At 42.3% G+C, this 23,978-nt stretch carries 18 protein-coding genes, 2 pseudogenes and 1 riboswitch; of the genes and pseudogenes, 7 read left to right on the top strand and 13 right to left on the bottom strand.

All coding sequences use genetic code 11. The annotated features are described in order from the left end of the window. Positions 1–3: 3 nt before the first annotated feature. The 4 genes and pseudogenes from tnpC to ACLFKQ_RS16400 all read right to left on the bottom strand — a co-directional run bounded on the left by tnpC (position 4) and on the right by ACLFKQ_RS16400 (position 3,917). Positions 4–1,462: pseudogene (gene tnpC, locus ACLFKQ_RS16415) on the bottom strand (IS66 family transposase). Positions 1,463–1,680: 218 nt separating this feature from the next. After that, positions 1,681–2,634, bottom strand: coding sequence for a bacteriorhodopsin (locus ACLFKQ_RS16410; RefSeq protein WP_449000847.1), 954 nt, complete (start codon positions 2,632–2,634; stop codon positions 1,681–1,683). A gap of 228 nt (positions 2,635–2,862) precedes the next feature. After that, positions 2,863–3,617, bottom strand: a protein-coding gene (locus ACLFKQ_RS16405; protein WP_448998612.1) for an IS5 family transposase whose coding sequence is annotated in 2 segments (ribosomal slippage) — positions 2,863–3,294 and positions 3,297–3,617 — 753 coding nt in all. Because the reading frame shifts where the segments join, the coding sequence is not laid out codon by codon here. A 60-nt stretch (positions 3,618–3,677) separates the two neighbouring features. After that, positions 3,678–3,917 carry an orange carotenoid protein N-terminal domain-containing protein gene (locus tag ACLFKQ_RS16400; RefSeq protein ID WP_449000846.1) on the bottom strand — a complete coding sequence of 80 codons (240 nt, stop codon included), beginning with the start codon at positions 3,915–3,917 and terminating at the stop codon, positions 3,678–3,680. Between the two features lie 1,040 nt (positions 3,918–4,957). Between ACLFKQ_RS16400 and cobA the strand changes: the two genes are divergently transcribed. After that, a complete protein-coding gene (cobA, locus tag ACLFKQ_RS16395) occupies positions 4,958–6,499 on the top strand; it encodes a uroporphyrinogen-III C-methyltransferase (protein WP_449000845.1) in 1,542 nt (513 codons plus the stop codon). A 177-nt stretch (positions 6,500–6,676) separates the two neighbouring features. Here the strand turns inward: cobA and ACLFKQ_RS16390 are convergent. Further along, positions 6,677–7,479: pseudogene (locus tag ACLFKQ_RS16390) on the bottom strand (hypothetical protein); the annotation flags it as partial. A 169-nt stretch (positions 7,480–7,648) separates the two neighbouring features. Here ACLFKQ_RS16390 and purL point away from each other — a divergent pair. Then, the gene (gene purL / locus ACLFKQ_RS16385; RefSeq protein WP_449000844.1) at positions 7,649–9,973 is read left to right on the top strand and encodes a phosphoribosylformylglycinamidine synthase subunit PurL; all 2,325 of its coding nucleotides are present in this window, start codon (positions 7,649–7,651) and stop codon (positions 9,971–9,973) included. Between the two features lie 133 nt (positions 9,974–10,106). Further along, on the top strand, positions 10,107–11,585 hold the full coding sequence (gene purF, locus ACLFKQ_RS16380) for an amidophosphoribosyltransferase (protein WP_449000843.1): 1,479 nt from the start codon (positions 10,107–10,109) through the stop codon (positions 11,583–11,585). Positions 11,586–12,172: 587 nt separating this feature from the next. On the opposite strand, the gene ACLFKQ_RS16375 is transcribed toward purF, so the two are convergent. The 6 genes from ACLFKQ_RS16375 to ACLFKQ_RS16350 form a co-directional block, all read right to left on the bottom strand. Further along, complete coding sequence (locus ACLFKQ_RS16375; protein WP_449000842.1) at positions 12,173–12,436, bottom strand: glycosyltransferase family 2 protein; 264 nt, start codon at positions 12,434–12,436, stop codon at positions 12,173–12,175. Between the two features lie 335 nt (positions 12,437–12,771). After that, positions 12,772–14,274, bottom strand: coding sequence for a sodium:solute symporter family protein (locus tag ACLFKQ_RS16370; protein WP_449000841.1), 1,503 nt, complete (start codon positions 14,272–14,274; stop codon positions 12,772–12,774). Between the two features lie 87 nt (positions 14,275–14,361). Continuing rightward, entirely contained in the window at positions 14,362–15,069 is a 708-nt protein-coding gene (gene hypB / locus ACLFKQ_RS16365; RefSeq protein ID WP_449000840.1) for a hydrogenase nickel incorporation protein HypB, read from the bottom strand. Positions 15,070–15,072: 3 nt separating this feature from the next. Further along, positions 15,073–15,453 carry a hydrogenase maturation nickel metallochaperone HypA gene (gene hypA, locus ACLFKQ_RS16360; protein WP_449000839.1) on the bottom strand — a complete coding sequence of 127 codons (381 nt, stop codon included), beginning with the start codon at positions 15,451–15,453 and terminating at the stop codon, positions 15,073–15,075. Between the two features lie 82 nt (positions 15,454–15,535). Then, positions 15,536–16,729 carry an agmatinase family protein gene (locus tag ACLFKQ_RS16355; protein WP_449000838.1) on the bottom strand — a complete coding sequence of 398 codons (1,194 nt, stop codon included), beginning with the start codon at positions 16,727–16,729 and terminating at the stop codon, positions 15,536–15,538. 78 nt (positions 16,730–16,807) lie between these two features. Next, positions 16,808–16,952, bottom strand: a riboswitch (guanidine-I (ykkC/yxkD leader). A 557-nt stretch (positions 16,953–17,509) separates the two neighbouring features. Then, positions 17,510–18,292: an acyltransferase gene (locus tag ACLFKQ_RS16350; RefSeq protein ID WP_449000837.1), complete on the bottom strand. Its 783-nt coding sequence runs from the start codon at positions 18,290–18,292 to the stop codon at positions 17,510–17,512. 125 nt (positions 18,293–18,417) lie between these two features. On the opposite strand from ACLFKQ_RS16350, the gene ACLFKQ_RS16345 reads away from it, so the two are divergent. Then, on the top strand, positions 18,418–18,873 hold the full coding sequence (locus ACLFKQ_RS16345; RefSeq protein WP_449000836.1) for a hypothetical protein: 456 nt from the start codon (positions 18,418–18,420) through the stop codon (positions 18,871–18,873). On the opposite strand, the gene ACLFKQ_RS16340 is transcribed toward ACLFKQ_RS16345, so the two are convergent. Then, positions 18,870–19,145 (bottom strand): YggT family protein, encoded by a 276-nt coding sequence (locus ACLFKQ_RS16340; protein WP_449000835.1) that lies wholly within the window; start codon positions 19,143–19,145, stop codon positions 18,870–18,872. The genes ACLFKQ_RS16345 and ACLFKQ_RS16340 overlap by 4 nt on opposite strands. A gap of 424 nt (positions 19,146–19,569) precedes the next feature. Then, a complete protein-coding gene (yidD, locus tag ACLFKQ_RS16335) occupies positions 19,570–19,791 on the bottom strand; it encodes a membrane protein insertion efficiency factor YidD (RefSeq protein WP_449000834.1) in 222 nt (73 codons plus the stop codon). 370 nt (positions 19,792–20,161) lie between these two features. On the opposite strand from yidD, the gene glpX reads away from it, so the two are divergent. From glpX to dacB, 3 genes are all read left to right on the top strand, one after another. After that, positions 20,162–21,199 (top strand): class II fructose-bisphosphatase, encoded by a 1,038-nt coding sequence (glpX, locus tag ACLFKQ_RS16330; protein WP_449000833.1) that lies wholly within the window; start codon positions 20,162–20,164, stop codon positions 21,197–21,199. 238 nt (positions 21,200–21,437) lie between these two features. Further along, a complete protein-coding gene (locus ACLFKQ_RS16325) occupies positions 21,438–22,724 on the top strand; it encodes a glutamyl-tRNA reductase (protein WP_449000832.1) in 1,287 nt (428 codons plus the stop codon). A gap of 329 nt (positions 22,725–23,053) precedes the next feature. Next, positions 23,054–23,938: a D-alanyl-D-alanine carboxypeptidase/D-alanyl-D-alanine endopeptidase gene (gene dacB, locus ACLFKQ_RS16320; protein WP_449000831.1), complete on the top strand. Its 885-nt coding sequence runs from the start codon at positions 23,054–23,056 to the stop codon at positions 23,936–23,938. Positions 23,939–23,978: the final 40 nt, after the last annotated feature.

Below are 23,978 nucleotides of genomic sequence, written 5' to 3'. Positions count from 1 at the left end.
GATTCAGGTGCAAGCATGAGGAATAAGAGAAGGATAAGAACAATGTCCAACTGTAGCTTGTAAAGTCTGTTGAAAAAAAGTAATCACCGAACGTCCTTGCAAACGACAAGATTGAATTGCACTCAGCAGGTTGGCTGTATGTTGAAACCGTTCGATGGAACGAGAGCCACCACAAACTTTCCGCTTGGTTACAGCAGTTCTCAAACATCGTTCAGCTAGATTATTGTCGGGGGGTATCTGAGGATGTGTCAGAAAATACCACCATTGCTCCGCCTTATCACGCAGCGAACGTAGCAGTTTTCCAGCTTCATGACCAGCATTCTTGAGCCAAGTCTTAATTGCGCTAGTCACTCGCCTTCGGAAATCCTCTGCCCAATCTCGATAGTGGCTTTCCTGATGGGTCTGTCGCCAAACCCGATGTTGCTTAAATGCCTCATCAATTAGAGACAGAAAGGTGGTAGCAATTTCTTGGTTATCTACCCCTTTAGTCTTTAACAGTTTTTGAAAATGACGACGTAGATGAGCCAAACACTTTTGTTGTCCTGCTACTGAATAGCCGTTGTAGACACTAAAATCGTCGCTAATCAAAACTCCATCATAGAATACTCCTAATACAGCTTCCAATTCTCTGCGTTTTCTAGTATCGCCGGCATGAAACAGGCAGAACTCTGACCCAGCTAAAACCCAGAGCCATTCTTTGACTCCTTTAACTGAGCAGGGGGTTTCGTCACAATGTAGAGGAGGATGCTCTGAATTAATCGACTTTTTCAACCCTTCAACACTGTTGATACTCGCTTGTTGTACTCGTTCGTTCATTGGTGGCAACTAAAGTTCCCCTACTAATTTCTATTGCTCCCAGTTCCCACAACAGTTCTTGCTGTTTAGCATAGGACATATGAGCATAGTTTCCCAGCCAGGAAAGTAACCCCTGTAGTCTGACTCCCAAGTCTTGACCTGGAATCATTGTGGGAGACCGTCGAGCTGCCTCTATTGCTCCACACTTGCCGCATTGACAGTGATGACGTTGGTACTCTACGACTTGTATCGGTTTTGCCACCAACTGGGCTACCTGTTGAGTATCTACTCGTACCCCCTTAGTCTTCCATTGTTGATTTCCACAGTTGGAGCAGATGGTCGGTTTCAATACTTCGTAGCGGTCTACACGCCCAAATCCTTTTCTCGTCTTCCCTTGATGTCCTGGTTGTCCTCCTGGTTTTCTTTTTGTCTCTTTTTTGGCTTCTTCCAACCCTACTTCTGGTTTTCTCTCGCTTTTTTTCAGCAAGTCAGTTGAAGGGGGTTTCGATGAGGTTTGGCTGTCGAGGTTGAGGCTCTGTTCCAGTTGTTCTATTCTTTTTTCTAGCTTCTCAATCAGCTTTTGTTGGGTAGTCACGATTTCTGCCAGTTTCTCATTGGACAACTGGCGCAGTTCTTCGGCTTTGAAGGGGTGATTAGCTTCGCTCATTATTGGCTACTTTAATCTCTTTTTCCTTTTTGTCAACCCTGATACCTGAATCCTTACACTAATAGTAAAAAATAATTTTATTTAATTTATAAAAAACAGCCTAGCAACTGTTAAGTCGCTAGACCGAACGGAGACAAATTTTGTACGTGAGCCACCAGTACCTCAAAAAACACTTTGAAAAAATTCTCATTTCTTGAAGCGCTTTTCAATTATCTGTTTTACTGTGGAGGTTCTACGTAGTCTCTTTCACGAGAGTAACCATTGGTAGCCTTTAAATCTAATGCTGGTTTGTAGCCCTCGATTTCACTGCGAGTTTGAGCGATATTAGTTAAAATTACTCCGTAAATAACCTTGGAAAAAATATCTGCCATAGTAAACAAAAATTGGCGGGTAACTGCTGCCCATCCTCCCCAAGCAGGATAAAGTTGCCAGAAAAAAGGTACGAGATAAGCAAGAGGATAAAGCGTCCAAGAAATTAGTAACAGCCACCATACTCCCATAAACATTTTGCTTGGTTTGTCGGGTAGTTGTTTGCGGGAGTGACCGATCAGATTGCCAACTAAGAATAAAATGTAAACATAGAAAACAGTGCTAATTGCACCCCAAATCAGAAAAACGGGAAGATTGGTAACTTCAAAATACTGTCCGATGTATCCTGTATAAATCATCAGCAGTCCCGCCGTGATAAATTTGAACCGCAACTTGCGTTTATGTCCCCTGGTAAGATCGAAGAGAAACAGCATTTGCGTTAACAGCAATGGCACGTCAATCGACCAGTTAAGGTAGCGATAGCCATTATTAAAAGTACTTTCAGTGAAAGTTCCTAACTCAGATACCGTAAGCTTCCAAACCGTACCGTCAAATTCAAAAGCATCGAGCCAGCCATTTAGCTGTCGAAATAAAATTAAAAATGCTGATACCATTACGACTGCTGACAACACCGATGAAGGCTGATAGCGCGGCGCAGAACGCTTGAGGGTAACTATAAAATAAACAAAGCCGCAAGCCATAGCACTTACACCCAAAGTCAACAGATGGGAAATTAACTGACGCTGTATTGGAGTGTATGTCAGAAAATTTTCCATGTTGATTCCTGGTGGAAAATCGACTTGAGCTTGAGCGAGAAAATTAGACATTGATGAAGAATAGCTCAGTAATTCTACATCGAGCACAATGCACCTCCTATTAAGTTGATTTGTGATTTAATAATTGGTAATAACTGCGAGAAAAATATTATTTGTCCGATATCGACTGTAGTTCCTCACAACTTTTGTGTTTTTAAAGGATTGGCTTTATTGCTTCGAACGACGATGGAGCGAAATAAAACTTCGATAGTTAAAATTTTTTTATATAGCGGTTTTTTTTAAATTATTGTTAAAAGTTAGGTTCTGTTGACACAATTAACGCAACCAAATTAAAGCCGAAGCAAATTCGGCAAATCCCAAATAACATTCGTCAGTTTTGTCAAAACGGCTGAAAACGCGACGATAGTATTTAAGTTTGTTAAAAAAGCACTCAACTAGATGTCGCTCCTTGTACAGATGTGAATCGTAATCTCTAGGGTTGAGGCGACCAGAACGAGGCGGAATCACGCCTTGAGCACCAGTTTCCTCAATCAAGACCACAAAAGCATCACAATCATAGCCTTTATCGGCAATTACCTGTTGAGCTCGATAACCAGCCACCAATGCCTCTCCTTGACTGATATCGGCGGTTTGCCCTGGAGTCAGAAGCAACCGCAGCGGATTGCCCAACGCATCTACCACAGCATGTAACTTGGTACTAAATCCGCCACAAGAACCTCCTAAAGAGTGTTTTTCTGACCCCCTTTTGCTCCTGCTGCACAGGGATGAGCACGAATCATGGTGCTATCGGGAATTAAACTTTCTAAGTCAGCAGAGTGGGACATTTCTTGCAAGAGACGATGCCAAACTCCCTTCTGACACCAACGCCGATATCGTTTGTAGAGGCTGTTCCAGTTGCCAAAACGTTTGGGTAATTCACGCCATTGAGCACCTGTGCGAGTAATCCAGAGAACCGCATTCAGAAAACGACGACAAGCTTTGGGGTCTTTGATACGGATGTCTTGTTGGTGGCTCAGAACAACGAAAATTTGCTGCCAAGCAGAATCGTCCAACTTAACACGAGATTTCATGAAGAATTTTTTGACTAAAATCAGCAACTTCAGGTACTTTCTCATCTTTGCCTCTTTACGTCAACAGAACCTAAGACTAGCGACATCGCGTAAGAAAACTAAACGGTCTGGAAAAGGTAGTTTTCTGAGATTGTCTAATAGATGTTGCGCTTCAGGTGGTAAGATATCATTTTCAGATACTTGCACTATATTTTGGAGATCGTCTCGATAGAGATACCAGAGAACGGCCAACTGTTCGTCTACTGCCAGGGAATCAAAGTAATAAACTTTCTCTTCTCCTAAGCTTTTAATAGAACTCATACAAATACCTCAAACGTTTCGGGCTGTTAGTTTTTCTATTTTGGTTCAATCTAGATTAATGTTTAGTGTGAGTGCAACTAAGCGAAAATACATCTATAAAAAGTCACACTAAACTATAAAAGTTGCTAAGTTTATCTCTATCTTTTGTTGTAGTTATTTCAAAACCAAAGTTTAATACTTACAACTAATTACTTAACTTGTATATACTTTTATGTACTTAATTTTAGAGAAACCGAGGTTTAGGGTAGCTCTAGATCGATACGTCTACTTTTAGAGCTACAGTTTTTTGACTGTTGGAGGAAAAAAATCAACTAAATTAAGCTTGAGTTTGGTAAGCTCACGACTTGAAAGGTTAAACAGAATTCCCTTATGAATTATCGACGGCGATCGTTAATGTCAAGCAGGCATAACTCGCCGACTGAATTGTTTACCTTCTTCTGGTACTAGCTGGGCATAAATTCCTTGTAGCGTCTTGTTCGGACTGAGAATTAGTCCGGTGACGTAACCGCAGATATGGGCAAAGCCTTAATCCCGGCAGAAGAGAGCTCGCTAGGAGGCCATGCCAGCAGCAATTGTCGACGGGATTCCAATCAGCGGCAACATTGTGGTTAACTGTCTTGACACTTCTAATTTCTCTAGCCGATCTCCCGATCGCCTTTTTCAGCGAATAACCTTCCCAGTCATGTGATGAAATCGCTCAATTCTGCCGCCCCAGGAAGTCGATGACAGAAGTCGTGTCCTTATCTGAGCAGAGGAAACTATTTCGAGTACGTTTCTTGCTTCAAGCAGCTTAAGGAATAAAGAGTCACGAACAAATCTGTTCAGAGAAAATAAGCAGATTTTAAAAGTCAATCCTGACACTTTCAATCGATGGGACGTCAGAGTTAACAATCCAAAGAAACTCCGGCATTGTTAATCTTAGGCGAGCGCTGAAAGAGGTTAAAATCTATCTCTTAGAGACCTGAAAAGCAGCTCCATTCAAAGTTTGTCTGCTTAAATAGCAGGGACGAGATAGAAATTTACTAGCCTAAAAGTAACTAATGTCAAACAGATTGAGTCAAGGTAAAGTATATCTAGTCGGCGCGGGAACCGGAAATATCGCTTATCTTACTTTAAAAGGCAAAGCATTACTAGCTAGTGCGGAGGTTTTAATTTACGATGCTTTAGTAGATTCTCAGCTCTTAGATTTAGCCCCCTCTGACTGTCTCAAAATAGCTGCCGGTAAACGAGCAGGAAAAGCCAGCACTCCTCAAGCCAGAATCAATCAGTTATTAGTAGCCTACTGTTTACAAGACAAGCAGGTAGTTAGACTTAAAAGCGGCGATCCCCTAATTTTTGGGCGGGCGATGGAAGAAATAAAGGCGCTACAGACAGCAGGTTGTGAAGTGGAACTCGTTCCAGGAATCTCCTCCGCCCTAGCCGCCCCCTTACTTGCCGGTATCCCTCTTACCGAAAAAAATTTAAGCAGTTGTTTTGCCGTCATTAGCGGACATCAACCAGAACAGCTTGACTGGGAAGCTTTAGCCCGTATCGATACTCTAGCAATCTTAATGGGAGGGCGTACTTTACCGCTAATTGTCAGAGAATTAGTAGCTCATGGGCGATCGTCAAAGGAACCAGTAGCAATTGTGCGTCACTGCAGCCAAGCGCAACAAGATATCTTTTGGGGAACTTTAACCGATATAGTAAGTAAAATAGAGCCTAGTGCTCTCTCTCCCGCAGTTATTATTATCGGTAAAGTCGTGTCATTAAGCAGTCAATATGGCGATCGCCAGACAGAAACCAAGAGCAATCTTCCTCTCAAAAGTAAAACTGTCTTGGTTACTCGCGCTAGCGAACAGTCGAGTAGTTTTACTATCTTACTAGAACGGCAAGGGGCAAAAGTTATCGAGATGCCAGCTTTAGCCATAACTCCTCCTTCAAGCTGGCAAGAATTAGATCGGGCGATCGCCAATATACAAAGCTTTGACTGGTTGATTTTGACTTCGGCTAACGGAGTAAATTATTTTTGCGATCGCCTAATCGATTTGGGTAAAGATTTTCGCGCTTTGGGTCAAATTAAAATTGCCGTAGTGGGAAAAAAAACGGCGGCAGTACTTCTTAAAAAACATTTGCAACCAGACTTTATTCCCCCCGATTTTGTCGCCGACTCACTCGTGGCTAACTTTCCCCAAGCTTTAAACCGAAAAAAAATCTTATTTCCCCGCGTAGAAACAGGCGGTAGAGAAGTATTAGTCAGAGAGTTAACCAGCCAAGGCGCAGAAGTAACCCAAGTTGCCGCCTATCAATCTCAATGTCCCGATCGCATCGAAACTCATGTCTGGCAAGCTTTACAACAAAAACAAATCGATATAGTTACCTTTGCTAGTTCTAAAACCGTTAAAAACTTTTATCGCCTGATTGAAAAAGAATTACCTGACGATACTAAACCCGAATCTATTTTAGAAACCCTAACTATAGCTTCGATCGGTCCTCAAACTTCTAAAACCTGTATTGAATTATTAGGCAGAGTGGATGTAGAAGCGACAGAATATACTCTGGAAGGGTTGACAGAGGCAATTACTAAATATTTATCTCAATAACCAATAAATATTTGTTAGCCTTACATGAAATTAAAAGAATTAATTGATAAATTACCCACATTCGGCAGGTACAGGAGTTACGCAGTTGAGTTTAAAATGCTTTCCCAGCGTGCAATGTTTATCTTGCGATCCGCTAGCAACGTGGGGGTGTGTACCGCTATCCGTCTTGCTTTTAGTCTAGCGCAAGTAATTGAAGTGCGTAACTTCTGAGGTAGATCGGCAGAGCAGATAATATTTTCGATAAGGAGAGCCAAAAAATTGAAGAATGCGACTTTGTTCTGAAGTCAAATTGCTAATCTGCTTGAGTTGGGCAAAGCGAACCAGATGAATGGACATAAAACATTGAAATATCCAGCGCAGTGTAGGTTTAGCAGTGGGTTTGCCTAATTGATTGGCAACAGTAGCTTGGGCTTGAGCTAGAGAATTGCGTAAAGCTCTTTGTCCGATGCTGTAGACGAAAAGACACAAACCCATAACCATAGCCAATGCAGCTACTCGCTTTCGAGACTCAAGAAAAACTACTGGTAAAAAACAATGGATCTTTGAGGAAGCAGTGCGACCCCGCGTCGGCGTAAGACGCAAGGGAACGCGCACCAAGACAGCGAAAACCACGTTCGGGCGATTGTTGTGCTTTATATTCAACTAATAACTCGGAATTACTAATGTGTTGGGCATCCAAAACATTGGTAGCCAGAATAAATCTTCCTGCACGTTGCTTTTCTGTAGCGATCGCTAGCTGGTTAGGACTGAGACAAGCTTTAATCTGGTAATAGTTGACAATCAAATTTGTGTCGGCATAATTTGTTGAGGTTAGTCTGTGCCGAATTCAGACTTTTAGCTAGACGTTGTTCTAGTTGCTTGAGGTCAGCTTCTTGTCTTGCTCTACTTTCAACGACCAAGCAACGCTGTGGAATACCAGCATAACTACTACAAAATTCAGCAATAGCATATCCTTCTACTTCGCTACTGACTAAAGCTTTAAGATCTTGTACTTGGATTTTCGAGCTTGATGGTGTCATGTTTTTAAAATACCATCTACTCCTCATTTACCTGCGGAATGTCGGAAATAATTAAATAATTAATATAATCGCCGGCTCGATCGCCACGAAAATAGCTAAAATGAACCCTGTGCCGTTCGTCCGAGGTGTCATGTCTAAAATTGAGTCAACGCCGTTTACTGCTGAAGAAATAGCCGCTGAAGGTATTAAGCTTGAAGAATACCGAGAAATTGTCAACAGGTTAGGTCGCCATCCCAATAAAGCTGAATTAGGAATGTTCGGGGTAATGTGGTCGGAACACTGTTGTTATAAAAATTCGCGACCCTTACTCAAACACTTCCCCACTACAGGCGAACGCATCCTAGTTGGTCCTGGAGAAAATGCTGGAGTTGTAGATTTGGGTAATGGACTGAGATTGGCTTTTAAAATCGAATCACACAATCATCCTTCGGCAGTAGAACCCTTTCAAGGTGCCGCGACGGGAGTAGGGGGCATTTTACGGGATATTTTTACTATGGGAGCGCGTCCCATCGCCATTTTAAATTCTCTACGCTTTGGCGATTTGAGCGATGCCAAAACCAAACGGATTTTTCAAGGTGTGGTCGAAGGCATCAGCCATTACGGTAACTGTGTTGGCGTACCCACTGTTGGTGGAGAAATTTATTGCGATCGCGCCTATCAAGGTAATCCTCTAGTCAACGTTATGGCATTGGGCTTGATGGAAACAGAAGAGATTGTTAAAGCTGGCGCTTCGGGAGTGGGCAACCCAGTATTATACGTCGGTTCGACTACTGGTAGAGACGGTATGGGTGGCGCGAGTTTTGCCAGTGCCGAACTAACCGACCGGTCAATGGACGACCGCCCTGCAGTCCAGGTAGGGGATCCTTTTTTGGAGAAATCTCTGATTGAGGCTTGTTTGGAGGCGTTTAAAACTGGTGCGGTAGTGGCAGCACAGGATATGGGCGCGGCAGGAATTACCTGTTCGACTTCGGAAATGGCAGCCAAGGGCAATGTCGGTATCGAACTGGATTTAGATAAGATTCCCGTCCGCGAAACGGGCATGATTCCCTATGAGTATTTACTATCTGAATCTCAAGAAAGAATGTTGTTCGTTGCCGAGAAAGGAAGAGAAGCAGAATTAATTGAAATTTTTCACCGTTGGGAACTCCAGGCAGTAGTGGCAGGAGAAGTGATTGCCGAAACCATAGTAAGAATTTTATATCGGGGAGAAGTGGCTGCGGAAATACCTGCAACCGCACTAGCTGATAATACTCCAATCTATCAGCGACAACTACTAGCCGAACCGCCAGAATACGTCCGACAAGCTAGCCAATGGAATCCAGATAGTTTACCTGCTTGTGATTACCAAGGCTTGTTTGTGGACAACACTTATAAAACTTGGAACGAAATTTTACTCCAGCTATTAGATACTCCCACCATCGCTTCTAAGCATTGGGTGTATCGTCAATACGATCGCCAGGTACAAAACAATACTATTTTATTGCCTGGAGGAGCAGATGCCGCGACCGTACGTGTCCGTCCTCTCAATGCCAAACCTAGCGAATGTCAAACTGGTGTGGCAGCCACTACGGACTGCAACTCTCGCTATGTCTATCTCAATCCCTATGAAGGGGCAAAAGCGGCGGTAGCAGAAGCAGCCCGCAATCTTAGCTGTGTCGGTGCCGAACCCCTAGCGATTACCGATAATCTCAATTTTGGCAGTCCCGAACAACCAGTGGGATACTGGCAGTTAGCTAATGCCTGTCGCGGTGTTGCCGATGCCTGTCACGAAATTAAAACTCCCGTTACTGGCGGTAATGTTTCTCTTTATAACGAAACTCTCGATGCTCGCGGAGTACCCCAGGCAATATATCCTACTCCCGTAATCGGCATGGTGGGTTTAATTTCCGATATTACTAAAATCTGCGGACAAGCATGGCAACATGAAGGAGACATTATTTATTTATTGGGTAGTTCTCAGTTGCCTACCTTGGGCGCATCGGAATATTTAGCTACAATCCATAACATAGTTGCCGGTCAACCCCCGACAGTCGATTTTGACTTGGAACGTCAAGTACAGTTAGTCTGTCGTTACGGTATCGGTCAAGGCTGGATTAATTCTGCCCACGATCTATCAGAAGGGGGTTTAGCAGTTGCTTTGGCTGAGTCTTGTCTTGGTAGGGGATTGGGTGCGCAGGTAAAAATCGCCGTATCCGAGCGCCAGCGTTTAGATGAAGTGTTGTTTGGCGAAGTTGCTAGCAATATTATTGTCTCGGTCGATTCAGAAATGGTTACCAGTTGGGAAGCTTATTTACAGTCGAATTTGGCTGGTAGTTGGCAAAAAATCGGTATGGTGGGCAAACCCCAAACCCAGCTAAAAATTTTAACTAACGATAATCTTTCTTTAATCAATGTTAAGATTGACAACGTACTTAAGAGCTGGCATCGGGCAATAGAGAGTAGACTGAGTGTTTAGTAAATTTTAAATTTTATTACAATAGAGTTGGAAAGATGTCAGACAGGTTTCTATAGTTCCCCAACGAATTCTTTGTACTTAACTAATTGCCAATTTCAAGATTCATTATCGCAAGCAGGAGCAAGTTTACAGCATGATGCCCAACCCTCTCGATTGGCAGACAAACTTCACTAGCCTCGATCGCGCCGATAAACCCGAAGAAGCCTGTGGAGTATTTGGAGTTTATGCTCCAGGAGAAAATGTTGCTAAATTAACTTACTTTGGTCTTTACGCCCTACAACATCGAGGTCAAGAATCGGCAGGAATTGCCACTTTTGCAGGAAACACCGTACATTCTTACAAAAATATGGGCTTGGTTTCTCAAGTTTTTAGCGAATCCATTTTGGAACGGCTGCCCGGCGATTTGGCAATCGGTCATACTCGTTACTCTACTACCGGTTCTAGCTTGAGAGCAAATGCTCAACCTGTGATAATCGAAACTCGTTTGGGTTCCTTGGCACTGGCTCATAATGGCAATTTGGTTAATGCTGTAGAACTGCGAGAACATCTAACCGCAAGAAATGCTAATTTTATTACCTCTACCGATTCAGAAATGATTGCTTTAGCGATCGCTGATGAGGTCGATCGCGGTAAAGACTGGATTCAAGGAACGATTAGTGCGTTTAAATTGTGCTCGGGAGCCTATAGCTTAACTATTGCCACTCCTGCGGGTTTGATGGGGGCACGCGATCGCAACGGAATTCGTCCTCTGGTAATTGGCGTTTTGGATGTAGAAGGACAATCTCCCCGATATGTTTTAGCCTCGGAAACTTGCGGTTTAGATATTATTGGCGCAGAATATCTGCGAGATGTTAAGCCAGGAGAATTAGTTTGGATAACCGAATCTGGACTGGTTTCAATTGATTGGGCAGCACAACCCGAGAAAAAGCTGTGTATTTTTGAAATGATTTATTTTGCTCGCCCCGATAGCATTATGAACGAAGAAACGCTCTATAGCTATCGCTTGCGTCTGGGAAGACAGTTAGCTCGAGAATCTGCCGTCGATGCCGATTTAGTTATTGGCGTACCCGATTCGGGAATTCCTGCAGCGATTGGTTTTTCTCGCGAGTCTAACATTCCCTATGGAGAAGGATTGATTAAAAATCGCTACGTCGGTCGAACTTTTATTCAGCCTACCCAAAGTATGCGCGAATCGGGAATTCGCATGAAGTTAAATACTTTAAAAGATGTCTTGTCGAGAAAAAGAATTATTATTGTTGACGATTCGATTGTCAGAGGCACTACGAGTAAGAAAATTGTCAAAACTCTAAGAGATGCCGGGGCAACCGAGGTACACATGAGAATATCTTCGCCACCCGTCACTCATCCCTGTTTTTACGGGATCGATACCGACAATCAAAAACAACTTGTTGCCGCTATCAAATCGGAACGAGAGATTGCTGCAAGCATTGGTGTCGATAGTCTAGCTTATCTTAGTTGGTCTGGAATGCTCGAGGCTACGGGTGAAGATCCCAACGATTTTTGTTCGGCTTGCTTTACTGGCGACTATCCGATTTCTGTTCCCGAAGACGTTAAGCGGTCTAAGCTGATCTTAGAAGAGACTAACGTTTAGATAAAGTTGAACGCGAACGCTCGAGTTTTACAATGATCGAGTTTAGTTGCTGGCGATCGCTAACTTTACTAATAAAAACTTAAAAAATAAGTAAGTCCAGAACAAGTCAAAAATATGAAGAATTAAGAGCTATCTATGAAACAAGCACTAGCGTAAATGACCAAAAATTTTCAATGGGATTAAAATCTGGGGAATAAGGAGGTAGATAAATTGGGGAATAAGGAGGTAGATAAATTAATTTAGCTCCAACACCTGCAATCGCTTTTTCAATGTCTTCTCCTTTATGGATACTATAGTTATCCCAAACGCAGCAGCAAAGCTGCAAGCGACGCTAGTCGCGTCTTGAGCCAATAGGCTCTGCGTCGCACCCTTCCAAAGCTTCAGCACAAGTTGGCGGATGACAAAAGCTTCAAATGTCAATCTATCAGTTGAACCTAGTAGATTGATTGAGGCGACAATTCCCTTTAAGGCGATCGCTCCCATCATTGATACATTTTTACCTCGTTTATGAGGACGAGTACAAGAGTGATCTTTGACCTCGTGGCGCACGAGCATATAATCGAACAAGATCTAGGTTGACTCCTGCCTCATCTAAAAAAACTAAGTCTTTGAGCCACTTCAGGATAGGTATCTAAAAGCGCCACGGTGGCTGCTAGTGCTTCGAGATGGAGCAGGTCGTCGCTATCGACCCATCCCAAATACTTGCCCTTAGTTGCGACGAGTGCTGCGGCTAGAGATTTAGTAAATCCTTGATGATGGTAGGCGACCGTTTTGATGCGTCGGTCTTGGAGTTCGTAGCGTCGGGCGATCTCTACGCTGTTATCGGTGGAACCATCGTCCCAGATGAGCAACTCCCAGTCTGTGTAGGTCTGAGCGAGAACACTTTCAATTGCTGCTGGAATGCTGGCGATTGTAACTGGTGATAACTAAGGAGACCGTACTCACTAAAGTTAGGCTTGATGGCGAGGTTTACCATCGCGATTATAATTCCTAGCAGTTGTTTTGGCTTGGGTAAAAGCCTCAAACTAAGTTAGCAAAGTTCAGTTGGTCAAACCCCTCAACTCTTGTCAGCGTAATCATTTCTAAAACTCTTTTGTTTTCAAAGTCCTTAGCGTACAATTTTACCACGCTCGGTACTGTGACCCCTATTTATTTATTTGCTAAATCTTTCCCGTTCTGTGTTCGCTTAACCGCGATATAACTGCGTTTCCCGTTCTTCCGAGCGCACGCGCTGTTGGGGAACTTGACCTCCTCCCGTTGCCTGAGAAACGATGATATATACGACCAATCCCACTAAAGGACTGATTAAAGTGGGAAAACCATCAAAATCGGCAGTAAAAATATCATTAGGAATATATAAAAGGGTATTGTCGATTCCGAAAGTAGTAGGCATTAATACAAATAAAACCAGTCGCGTCAGTGAACCTAAAATAATACAGGAAATTGCTCCCTGCCAGGTTGCTTTTGACCAGTAAAGACCCCCAGCCAGAGGCACCAATAACCCCGCAAACCCTAAATCGAAAGCCAATAGCAATAAAACCCCAGTTTGCGGAACTCTTAAAGCAAAAAATACTCCTAATCCCGTAATCACAAACGCCATTATCCGAGTGATTAATAATAGTCTGTCTCCTGCAGCGTTGTGGTCGTCATGGCGAATACCGATAATATTGTGGGCGATTACCGAAGAAGTTCCTAATATTGCTCCATCTGCCGTTGAAAGAGAAGCTGAAAGAATTGCCACTATAACTAATAGTCCGATTATCGGAGGTACGATACCGTCAAGTAGGGCATAGAGAATCGGACCATCGACTGTAATTCCGGCATCGGCGAGAATTTGGGGAGCGGATAAAGCCATTAGAGAGAAAGGAACACCAATGATTAAAGTTCCGGCACAGCCAATCAAACAAGCTCTTCGAGCGGTTTCGGGACTCTCAGCAGCAAAAACTCTCGCCATAAAGTCAATCGCCACGATATCCCCCAATCCCAAAGCCAATAAAGTCGCCCAGTTAATTGCCGCGCCAGCAGCAGGATCGCTCAGTTGTGCTAAAGCTAAAGGACCAGTATCGGCAGGTATTACCAAGCCAAAGTTACCCACCATAAAAGCAAATAACGCCAGCGTACCGATAAAAGCAATTGCTACTTGAATGGCATCGGTGTAAGCAACGGCAAATAGTCCTCCACTAGCAGTATAAATAAAGACCACGATCGCCAAAAGCATTATACCTGCCGTATAAGTAGTACCGAGAAAAGCCTCGAATAAATATCCCCCCGCCACCAAGTTACCAGCTAAGAGAAAAGAAAAACTTAACACCATCAGAAATGATGCGACTACTTCGGTGGGGCGATTGTATTTAACCCGATAGAAATCTGGCAGGGTAATTAAACCCATGCGATTCATCGGTTTGGCAAAAAATAGTGCGGTTAAGAATAAACACAGCGCTAAGCCAATGGGTAAAGAGGCACCAGCCCAAAATCCAAATTCAGCGGTCAAATCGGTGTTGCCCAAAGTGGCGTTAGAATCTACCGACTGTGCCATCAAAGTTGCTGCTGCTAGAGGTAAAACCAAACCCCGTCCGGCAACTAAATAGTTTTCACTATCCCCTTTAACTTGTTTTGCCGCCCAGATTCCAATTCCCACAGTGGCGAACAAAAATATTAAAATACCCCAGAATAAAAGTTTTTCTGTCATCACATCTCCCAAGAAAAATTAAGTTTAAATCGTTTACTTTTTATGAAAAAGAGGCACAGTTCGTCTCTAATAGTTAAAATCTTGTTGTTAAACGCTTATTTCGGTCGAATGCGCCCCATATCGATTTTGTCTAATGCGATCGCTTACCCAATCAAACCATCGTTCTAGACCTTTGCCTGTCTTAGCTGATACAGAAATAATGGTTACATCGGGATTTATTTGTCGTACGTTACTAGCAATGCGCTCTAAATCGATATCTAAATAGGGTGCTAGATCGGTTTTAGTAATCAACAAGCAGTCTGCTTCTTGGAACATCACGGGGTATTTCAGGGGTTTATCTTCTCCTTCGGTAACGCTGAGTAAAGCAACCTTGGCGTGTTCTCCCACTTCAAATTCCGCTGGACATACCAAGTTACCTACGTTTTCCACCAACACCAAGTCAAAGTCTGTCGGATTGTAATCCCGTTCTAAAGTATGAATCCCTCCTGCAACCATGCGAGAATCTAAATGGCAGGAACGTCCAGTATTGATGGCAATTACGGGAACGTCATACTTACGCAGGCGCTCGGCATCCAGTTCTGTGGTCATATCTCCTTCAATAACCGCAATTGTGAACTTATCTCTGAATGCAGCTAGAGTTCGTTCCAAAAGGACCGTCTTTCCCGCCCCAGGACTGCTCATAATATTGAGACAGGTAATGCCCCAGCGATCGAAATGTTGGCGGTTGTGGTCTGCCCCTTCTTGATTGGCATGGAGTAAATTGATTTCTAGAGCAGCGTCAAATGTTTGGTGCATATATTATTCCTTGATGGTCGATTGTTGATGGTTAATTGCCGAATATTCCAGGCGATCAATTTTTAATTCACGCCCAGAACGAATATCTTCCATAGGTGAATTGCAATCGGGACAACTGTATTGCAGTCCAATTTCTGGTCGATATTCTCGTTGGCAAGCATGACAAAAAGCAATTAGAAAAGTTTCGGCAATCGCCAGCTCGACTCCTGCTAAAAAGGTATTGCGAATCTGCACTTCAAAAGCAAACTGTAAACTAACGGGTTCGACACAGGTAAATTGACCGACGATTAAATGAATTTTTTCAATTTGGAGTGGTTCTGGTTGGGAATGGTACCAATCTTTAATCGTCAAGATTAAAGCCTTGGTCATGTCTGTTTCATGCATAATTAGTCATTGGTTTAGGAGGATGAAGCGATCGCTAGTTGTCAAATATCGGTCGAAATTAAATTCTTCTCAGTTGTTTGAATCAATTCCAAGGTTCGTCGACCACTTGTGCCCGTTCATTGATATATGACGGTTTTGCGCTGCGGGGTAGCTGCCCCGAAATAACTAAATGAGCCATAGTGTCACAAATGACGCGAGTAGCCATTAATGCCGTCATATCGCTAACGTCATAGGGTGGAGATACCTCTACAACTTCAAGACCGCAAACCGTAGTGTTTTGGACAATTTTTTTGAGTAAATATAGAACTTCACGGGGCAATAGACCACCGGGTTCTGGCCAGCCAGTACCTGGTACGAATCCCGCATCGATGCAGTCAATATCAAAACTAATCCAAACGCAATCCGTACCGTCAGTAGCTCTCTGTATAGCAAAGTCTGCCGCCGCATTCAAACCCATTTCGGTAATATCGGTTACGGTTAAAATATTCGTCGCTCTCTCACGACAGACTTTTACTCCTTGTCGTGGTACTTGCCAACCTCCAATGCCCATTTGCACTAGATTCTTGGCAGGGGCATTTGCCATATTAGTGGCATGAAACCAAGGACAGGTATGCATTCTTTCGTCTAGATCGGTTTCTTGAGTATCGGCATGGCGATCGAAATGAATAATCCCAATTTTCTTATCTCCCAGATGGCGACAAACACCTCTAACGGTAGGAAAACCGATGGAATGATCGCCGCCTAAAATAATTGGAAACGCACCCGAACTGAAAACATGAGCTATGCCTTTAGAAATTTGATCGAAAGACTTTTCATTATTAGCCGGAATGGTAAAAATATCCCCCACATCACAGAGAGTAATCTGTTCTCGTAAATCTACTCCTAATTCAAAGTTATATGGCGTATAGAGGGCAGAAATTTTGCGAATACCTTGAGGTCCGAACCGCGTACCGGGACGGTAAGTCGTTCCAGAATCATGGGGAACGCCGATAATCGCTACGTCGTAATTGCTTACTTGTTTGACATTCTCTAAATATGGTGCCTTGAGGAAAGTATTAATTCCTGCATAGTGGGGTAACTCTCCCCGTGAAAAAGTGGAAATAGTCCGGTCTTTGATGCTTTCTGCTGCTTCTAAACCTGATTCTAAGCCCTGGTCTACTTCTTGTTGCCAACCTGTAAGAGGTAGCTGTCGTTCACGTTCTAATGCTCGTCTTGCTTCGCTACCATATCCATTGTCATTGTTATCTGGGGATTGAAATGGCGCTCGTTCGTTCATTAAAAATCGTTCCTCCGCAATCAATTTTCAATTAAAAAACCCAGGAAGTTTGACGCTTCAAACTGAGTAAGCATCAAATCCTCCCGGGCTTTTTTCCCGCCGTGTAACTACCTATTTATATGATTAGAATTTACTGGAAATATCAAAACTTTAGGTAGCTTGCTTCTCTCGGACCAGGCATTCAAGAGCTTAGCTATAAATCGGAACCCTAGAAGCTCTATTAATTTCTTTTCGACTGTCAGAATATCTGCTCGGTGTAGCAAAAAAAGTATATTTTGTTACTTAAATCTGAAATAAATGTTTTAGTTTACCGATTTAGAGCGACTCAAACTATCATTGGTTGCAGCAAATAGCGATTTCTTAGAACTAGTTTTCTCTATCGAGCCAAACTGCGATCACTACTCAGTAGGCTATCCCTTCCTACTTAGTCGGTTATAACCACCTTGGCTATTGGGAACAACTCGAGCTACTATAAAATCATAGATAAAATGTATATTTTGCTACAGAAAACTGAAAATATGTTTACTAATAATTGCAACTGGACTAAGCAAAAACTTATAGATTTTAGCCATAACTTGAGTCAAGCATACTGCCCGGGATTAGTTAATACTAAGTCTAATCAGAAAATCGATTTTTGGACTACGGAAAAATTGATTAACCTAAGTAAAAGTCTAAGTTCTGCCTATGGAGTAGATTTCTAGTTAAAACTGAGCAAGTAAATTAGCTACATAAAAGCGGAATCTCAGTTATGACCATTACCCATTACTTTCTTTTCTACTTTTATTTAACCGCGTGAGTATTGGTAGCGATCGATTGACTGGTAGATGCAAATGCTTTACGTTTGGCAATAACTTTAGCAGGAACTCCTGCAGCGATTGAATAGGGAGGGATATCTTTCATCACTACAGCACCGGAAGAAACGATGCTGCCCTTACCGATAGTTACGCCGTCTACTACCTGTACGGCACTACCAAGCCAGCAGTCATCCTCAATAGTAATTCCCTGTACGGTAAATCCTTGTTCTCTGATGGTTCGCATTGGGTCGCTAAAGGCATGGTTGTGAGCGGTAATTGCCACGTTAGAGGCAATTAAACAGTCTTTGCCGATAGCAATCTTGCCATAGCCAGAAATGCAGCTATAAGGACCGATAAAAGTGCGATCGCCGATTTCCATTTGTCCGCTTTGATGTACTTTGAGATCGACACCGCGATCTAAGCTAGCTAACTCTCCCAGGCAAATCCTACCACCTTCACCCGTACAGGCAATACGCACTTCTCGCTCTATCCGAACACGATCGCCGAGGATAATTTGATTGGCTCTACCTGGATCGAGGCAAGCTCTAACTCCAATGACCACGCCAAAGCCGATCTCGATTAATTTACCGTCAGTTATTTCAGTACCGGGATAGATTTTGACCGATTTTCCCATCTTGTGAAAAATAACAGGGTATAGAAGATATCTCAAACCCAAACCTACAATTGAAGGAACCCAGCCTAAAGCCAGCGTTATGACTTCGGTTTTCAGACGAGACCAAGGAGAGGTTACTTGATTTTTGGCTTGCATTGAGATTAAAACTTATTGAAGTAGTGGTTAAAGATTATCTCTATTGTCAGCTCACCGAGAAATGACAATTCAAGTTAAGCTGAGATATGAACGAATAATTCAGACAAAAGTATTATTTTCCTATCATGCGATCGCGTTTTTTGACAGTATTGTTAATTTCAGGTTTGTTGTGGCTAGCAAGTTGGGTTACTAGTCCCTCAGCAACAGCTTTAACCTCAATTGAACTCTCAGATCTTTCTTACGAACCCTGTACCGGAGCTATGGCAGAGGGGAATGTCAGTAGTGGCGATATGCGACCCGTTAACTGTTTTATGGTAAAGGGAAAAGCTAAAAATACCTCTGGTAAAACTGTAGTCGATGCAGACGTGTTTGGACGCATATATGACGCAAACGACAACCCAGTGATGGAAAATCGGGGTCGGGTCGGTACCATCGAAGAAGTTCCACCGGGAACCAGCGATTTTAGCATCAGAATCGATGTTGCTGCCAATCAACCCACCCCTTTAAAACTCAAGCAATTTAAAGCCTCTGGTTTTGCTGGCAGAGTCCGTCCCTACTATTACGACGATTTTGAATACTAGAAATATAATCCTGCAGTTCGGGTTAGGGGTTCTAAAGAGCTTTGGATAAACTGCAAAACTATCAATGCTAAAATCGCCGAAATATCAATTCCACCGATAGGCGGAATAATCGAGCGAAATATATTGAGATAGGGATCGGTTATCGGACTCAAAAAAGACATGATCTGATTTGCCCAAGACGCGGTTTGAAACCAAGAAAGTAGGATTCTGACGATTAGTAACACCCAGTAAATTTGTAGAAACTGAATTAGACTAGCGACTATTAGTTCCATAAATTAAAAATTCTCCACTATATAAAAACAATTGCAGTTGGTATGAGTGATTGTTTCAACCTTACATATTCTAAAGTATAAGTTATTAGTAGCGAGCAGTGAACGACAAGCAGAGATTAGATTTTTGAGCTCGATTCCGCTTCGTCGTTCTGGTAGCTCGATATTATGCTAAGATTACGCTTTCTGCAGGAAAAGTGACCGAGGAATATGAGGAATATGAGGAATAGAGTATTGACAGAATTTTTCCTACTAGCTAGCCAAAGCAGCAATCATATCTTCAGATTCCCTCTAAATGCGCTTTTCGTCAACCTAGATACAGCGGTGTGCAAACTAGTTAAGTACAGTAGCAGCAATGAGCAAACCAATTACGGACATCTTTTAACATAAGCTGTATTTCTAGACTTGGTTAAAGACAAACTTACCCTCAATCCTCGTTAAAAGGAACGGGATCGTAGCCACCAGGATAGAAAGGATTGCATCTTAAAATTCGTTTGAATGCTAACCAGCAACCTCTTACCAAACCAAACCGGTCGATTGCTTCTAAAGTATATTGAGAACAGCTAGGCTGAAAACGGCAACTCGGAGGAAATAGCGGCGAAATAAAGCGACGATAGCCAATAATCAATCTAATCAGTAAAATTTTCATTTAAATAAATTGGCAATCAAAATTAACTTTAAGTAATAGAACTAGTAGTTTTAAAAAATTGCTTTGAAAATAATGATGGTTAAGGCAATATATTCTATTCTAAATGAAGGAGCTTACTGGCAAACACAACCGTTATCTAAGCGACTAATTTCCCAGACTAAATCTGTAGTTTTGTAGGTTCAGAAGTTACAGTACACTTGGTATGAGTTAGATTTATTTTAAGCTCGGGCGCTCGCCAGCTTCGAAATCAGATAACAAAGCTTATTAAAACTTAATAACGCGCTTAGAGACACCTCTCTCTGATAGACTTTTGACTTGAGTAGGCATAGCTTTGCCAGCAAAAAATATGCAATTATAGAGGAAATAAAGCGTGGAAAACACTCTAGGTTTAGAAATAATTGAAGTAGTAGAACAAGCAGCGATCGCCTCAGCCAAATGGATGGGTAAAGGAGAAAAAGATACTGCCGACCAGGTGGCAGTAGAAGCCATGCGCGAGCGAATGAACAAGATATACATGCGTGGTAAAATCGTCATTGGGGAAGGAGAAAGAGACGATGCACCGATGCTCTATATAGGTGAGGAAGTAGGTATTTGTACTCGTGAGGATGCCAAATCCTTTTGTAACCCCGATGAATTAATTGAAATTGATATCGCTGTCGACCCTTGCGAAGGAACCAACTTAGTAGCCTACGGACAAAATGGTTCGATGGCAGTCTTGGCAATTTCTGAAAAAGGTGGTTTGTTTGCTGCCCCAGATTTTTATATGAGAAAACTTGCCGCCCCTGCTGTAGCCAGAGGACATGTAGATATCACTAAGTCAGCAACAGAAAATCTCAAAATCCTCTCGGAATGTATGAATCGTTCCGTCGAAGAATTAGTAGTAGTCGTTATGGATCGCTCTCGCCACAAAGACTTGATTCAAGAAATTCGTGAAGCTGGAGCTAGAGTGAGGTTAATCAGTGATGGTGATGTCTCTGCAGCTATATCCTGTGCTTTTGCCGGCACCAATATTCATGCTCTTATGGGAATCGGTGCTGCACCAGAAGGAGTAATTTCGGCAGCAGCAATGCGCTGTTTGGGTGGTCACTTTCAAGGACAATTAATTTACGATCCAGAAATAGTTAAAACAGGTTTAATTGGCGAAAGCAAAGAGAGTAATATTGCTAGATTAAAAGAAATGGGCATAGACGATCCCGATAAAGTCTATAATGCTGAAGAATTAGCAGGTGGTGAAACAGTTTTATTTGCTGCTTGTGGTATCACTCCAGGAACCTTGATGGAAGGAGTACGCTTTTTTAAAGGTGGTGCTAGAACTCAAAGCTTGGTTATTTCTTCTCAATCAAAAACCGCCCGTTTTGTAGATACCGTACATATGTTCGAGCAACCAAGAAGTTTGCAATTACGTTAGTAGTATTTTAAAAAGTGCTACCGTAAATTGTCATCTTTCTGGTGCTTGACACGAGCACGAGTTGCAGTTGTTGGTTTAATAATCTAAAAAGCTGGAAATCCTGGTTTTTAGATTCCTAATTGACCAAAGGTCACAGATTACTCCGTTGACTGAAGGCAGAGCGATCTGTGACCGTAATAAATAAATTTTTAATCTACTTTTAAGTTCTGATATTTAAAGCAAAATTCAACAAGAACACATGAATATTATTGTTGTTGGTTTAAGTCACAAAACTGCTTCTGTAGAAGTTCGCGAAAAATTAAGTATTCCTGAAGCACAAATTGAAGAGGCGATTGCTCGATTACAAAGCTATCCTCACATTGAAGAGGTAGCTATCATTAGTACCTGTAATCGTCTGGAAATTTATGCCGTAGCCAAAGGAACCGAACAAGGCGTTACAGAAATTTGTCAGTTCCTCGCTGAAAAAGCCCAAATTCCCCTTTGCAAACTGAGAAAAAATTTATTTACTCTACTAAGAGAGGACGCCCTACGCCATTTGATGCGTGTAGCGGCTGGTTTGGAAAGCTTAGTTTTGGGAGAAGGACAAATTCTAGCCCAGGTAAAAACCACTCATAAACTAGCGCAAAAATATCAAGGATTGGGACGATTGTTAGATCGCCTGTTCAAACAAGCGATTTCAGTAGGAAAAAGAGTTCGCAGCGAAACCAGTATCGGTACCGGAGCAGTTTCCATTAGTTCTGCAGCTGTAGAATTAGCTCAAACTCAAGTTGATAACTTGGGAGTTTACCGTATTACAGTTATAGGCGCGGGAAAAATGGCCTGCCTGTTAGTTCAGCACCTATTAGCTAAGGGAGCGACTAAAATTTCAATTGTTAATCGCTCTCATCGGCGAGCACAAGAATTGGTCAATAAATTTTCCCATGTCGAAATGGAAATTTATCCCATTGCGGAAATGATGAGCACGATTGTCAACAGCGATCTGATTTTTACCAGTACTGGTGCAACCGAACCGATACTCGATCGAGCCAAACTAGAAAGTTATCTGTTGCCCGAACGCTCTTTGATGCTGATTGATATTTCGGTTCCACGAAACATCGCCGCTAATGTCAGCGAACTGGAATCTGTCAGTTGTTTTAATGTAGACGATCTCAAAGCCGTAGTTGCTGCCAATCAAGAAAGTCGTCGTAGAATAGCTCGTGAAGCCGAGGAAATTATCGAACAGGAAGTAGCCAATTATGTTTTATGGTGGCGCTCCTTAGAGACTGTTCCCACCATTAGCTGTCTGCGGAGTAAAGTAGAAGACATTCGCGAACAAGAATTAGAAAAAGCTTTATCTCGTCTGGGTTCGGAATTCGCTGAGAAACACCAGGAGGTAATTGAAGCTCTCTCTAGAGGTATTGTCAATAAAATTCTTCATGAACCGATGGTACAGTTAAGGGCACAGCAAGATATTGAAGCTCGCCGCCATTGTCTTCAATCTCTGCAAATGTTATTTAATTTGGATACTGAAGAAAAGTATAGTTAGGCAATTTATTTATAGTTAGGCAATAAAAAATCGAGCAAAGAACTAAGTATTCTTTGCTCGATTTTTCTTTACATCTTGCCAAAAAGAGGGGTCTGAAGTATACCTGTTTATTGACACTAGCACGATGATTGCCAACGATGATAGCTAGAAAGTTTGAGTTTAAGAAATTTGGTTAATTAAAATACTTGACGAAATGCTTGCGATCGAATAGAACCTTGATGGAAATTAAGATTGATTCATTTCTAACCTTCATCATTATTGTATTGTCAATGATGCTCTAAGACTTGAATTACATCTGTTTTTTCTCTTACTCTATACTTTCTCGATGTATGAAATCAGTTCGCTCTTGTTTTAAGATTTTGGCAATGACGATCGCAGCTACTGCAACTCAGATCTGCACTGTCGCTACTGTTAATGCCAATACTGCTATTCGTTTAGATCGTCAACTCGATTCGATTGACATTTATGTTCCACCACCAGAACGAGATACTCCCGGAATATGCGCTGCTTATATCGAACCCATTGTCGATCGCATTATCGAACAACCTACTTTAGCTGGCGGCAAGTGGGCAATTTTGGTTCAATCTTCTGACGGCAGTACTCTTTACAGTCACAATCCCGACTCGTATATGATTCCGGCATCAAATATGAAATTGTTGGTTACTGCAGCAGCGTTGCAAAAGCTAGATATCAGTGGATATATACGTTCCAAATCGATTCGGGAATGGATTATGGTTACCAATCTTAGGAGTAACAACGCTTATGCCGATATTTTGTTGCGCTATCTAGGCGGTTCCCAATCTGTAGTAGATGCCTTATCTTCTCTAGGTATCGATACTAATGGTTATCGTCTTCGAGATGGCTCTGGTTTGTCTCGTAACAACTTGATTACTCCTAGAACTTTAGTTTCTACTTTAAGAGCTATGTCTGATGCTAGAGGGAAAGAAGTTTTTTTTGCTTCGCTGCCAGTAGCAGGAGTAAGTGGAACTCTCAAAAATCGTCTACGTGGTTCTACTGCTGAGGGAAGCGTCCACGCCAAAACCGGAACTTTGAGGGGTGTTAGAGCTTTATCTGGCTATATAGACCATCCAGAATATGGCAATCTCGTTTTTAGTATTATTACCAATCAGCCCCAAAATCAGTCTGGAGCTACTGTAGTAGCAGCTATCGATGAAATTGTTTTACGTTTGAGCACTATGAGTAGCTGTTCCTAAAACAGCTATTGTATGAAGTAATGTAACAATAATGCCGTCA

It is taken from the genome of Myxosarcina sp. GI1(2024), from assembly GCF_053543375.1.
The sequence above is the reverse complement of the archived record's forward strand: the minus strand, read 5'-3'. Positions and strand labels throughout refer to the sequence as shown.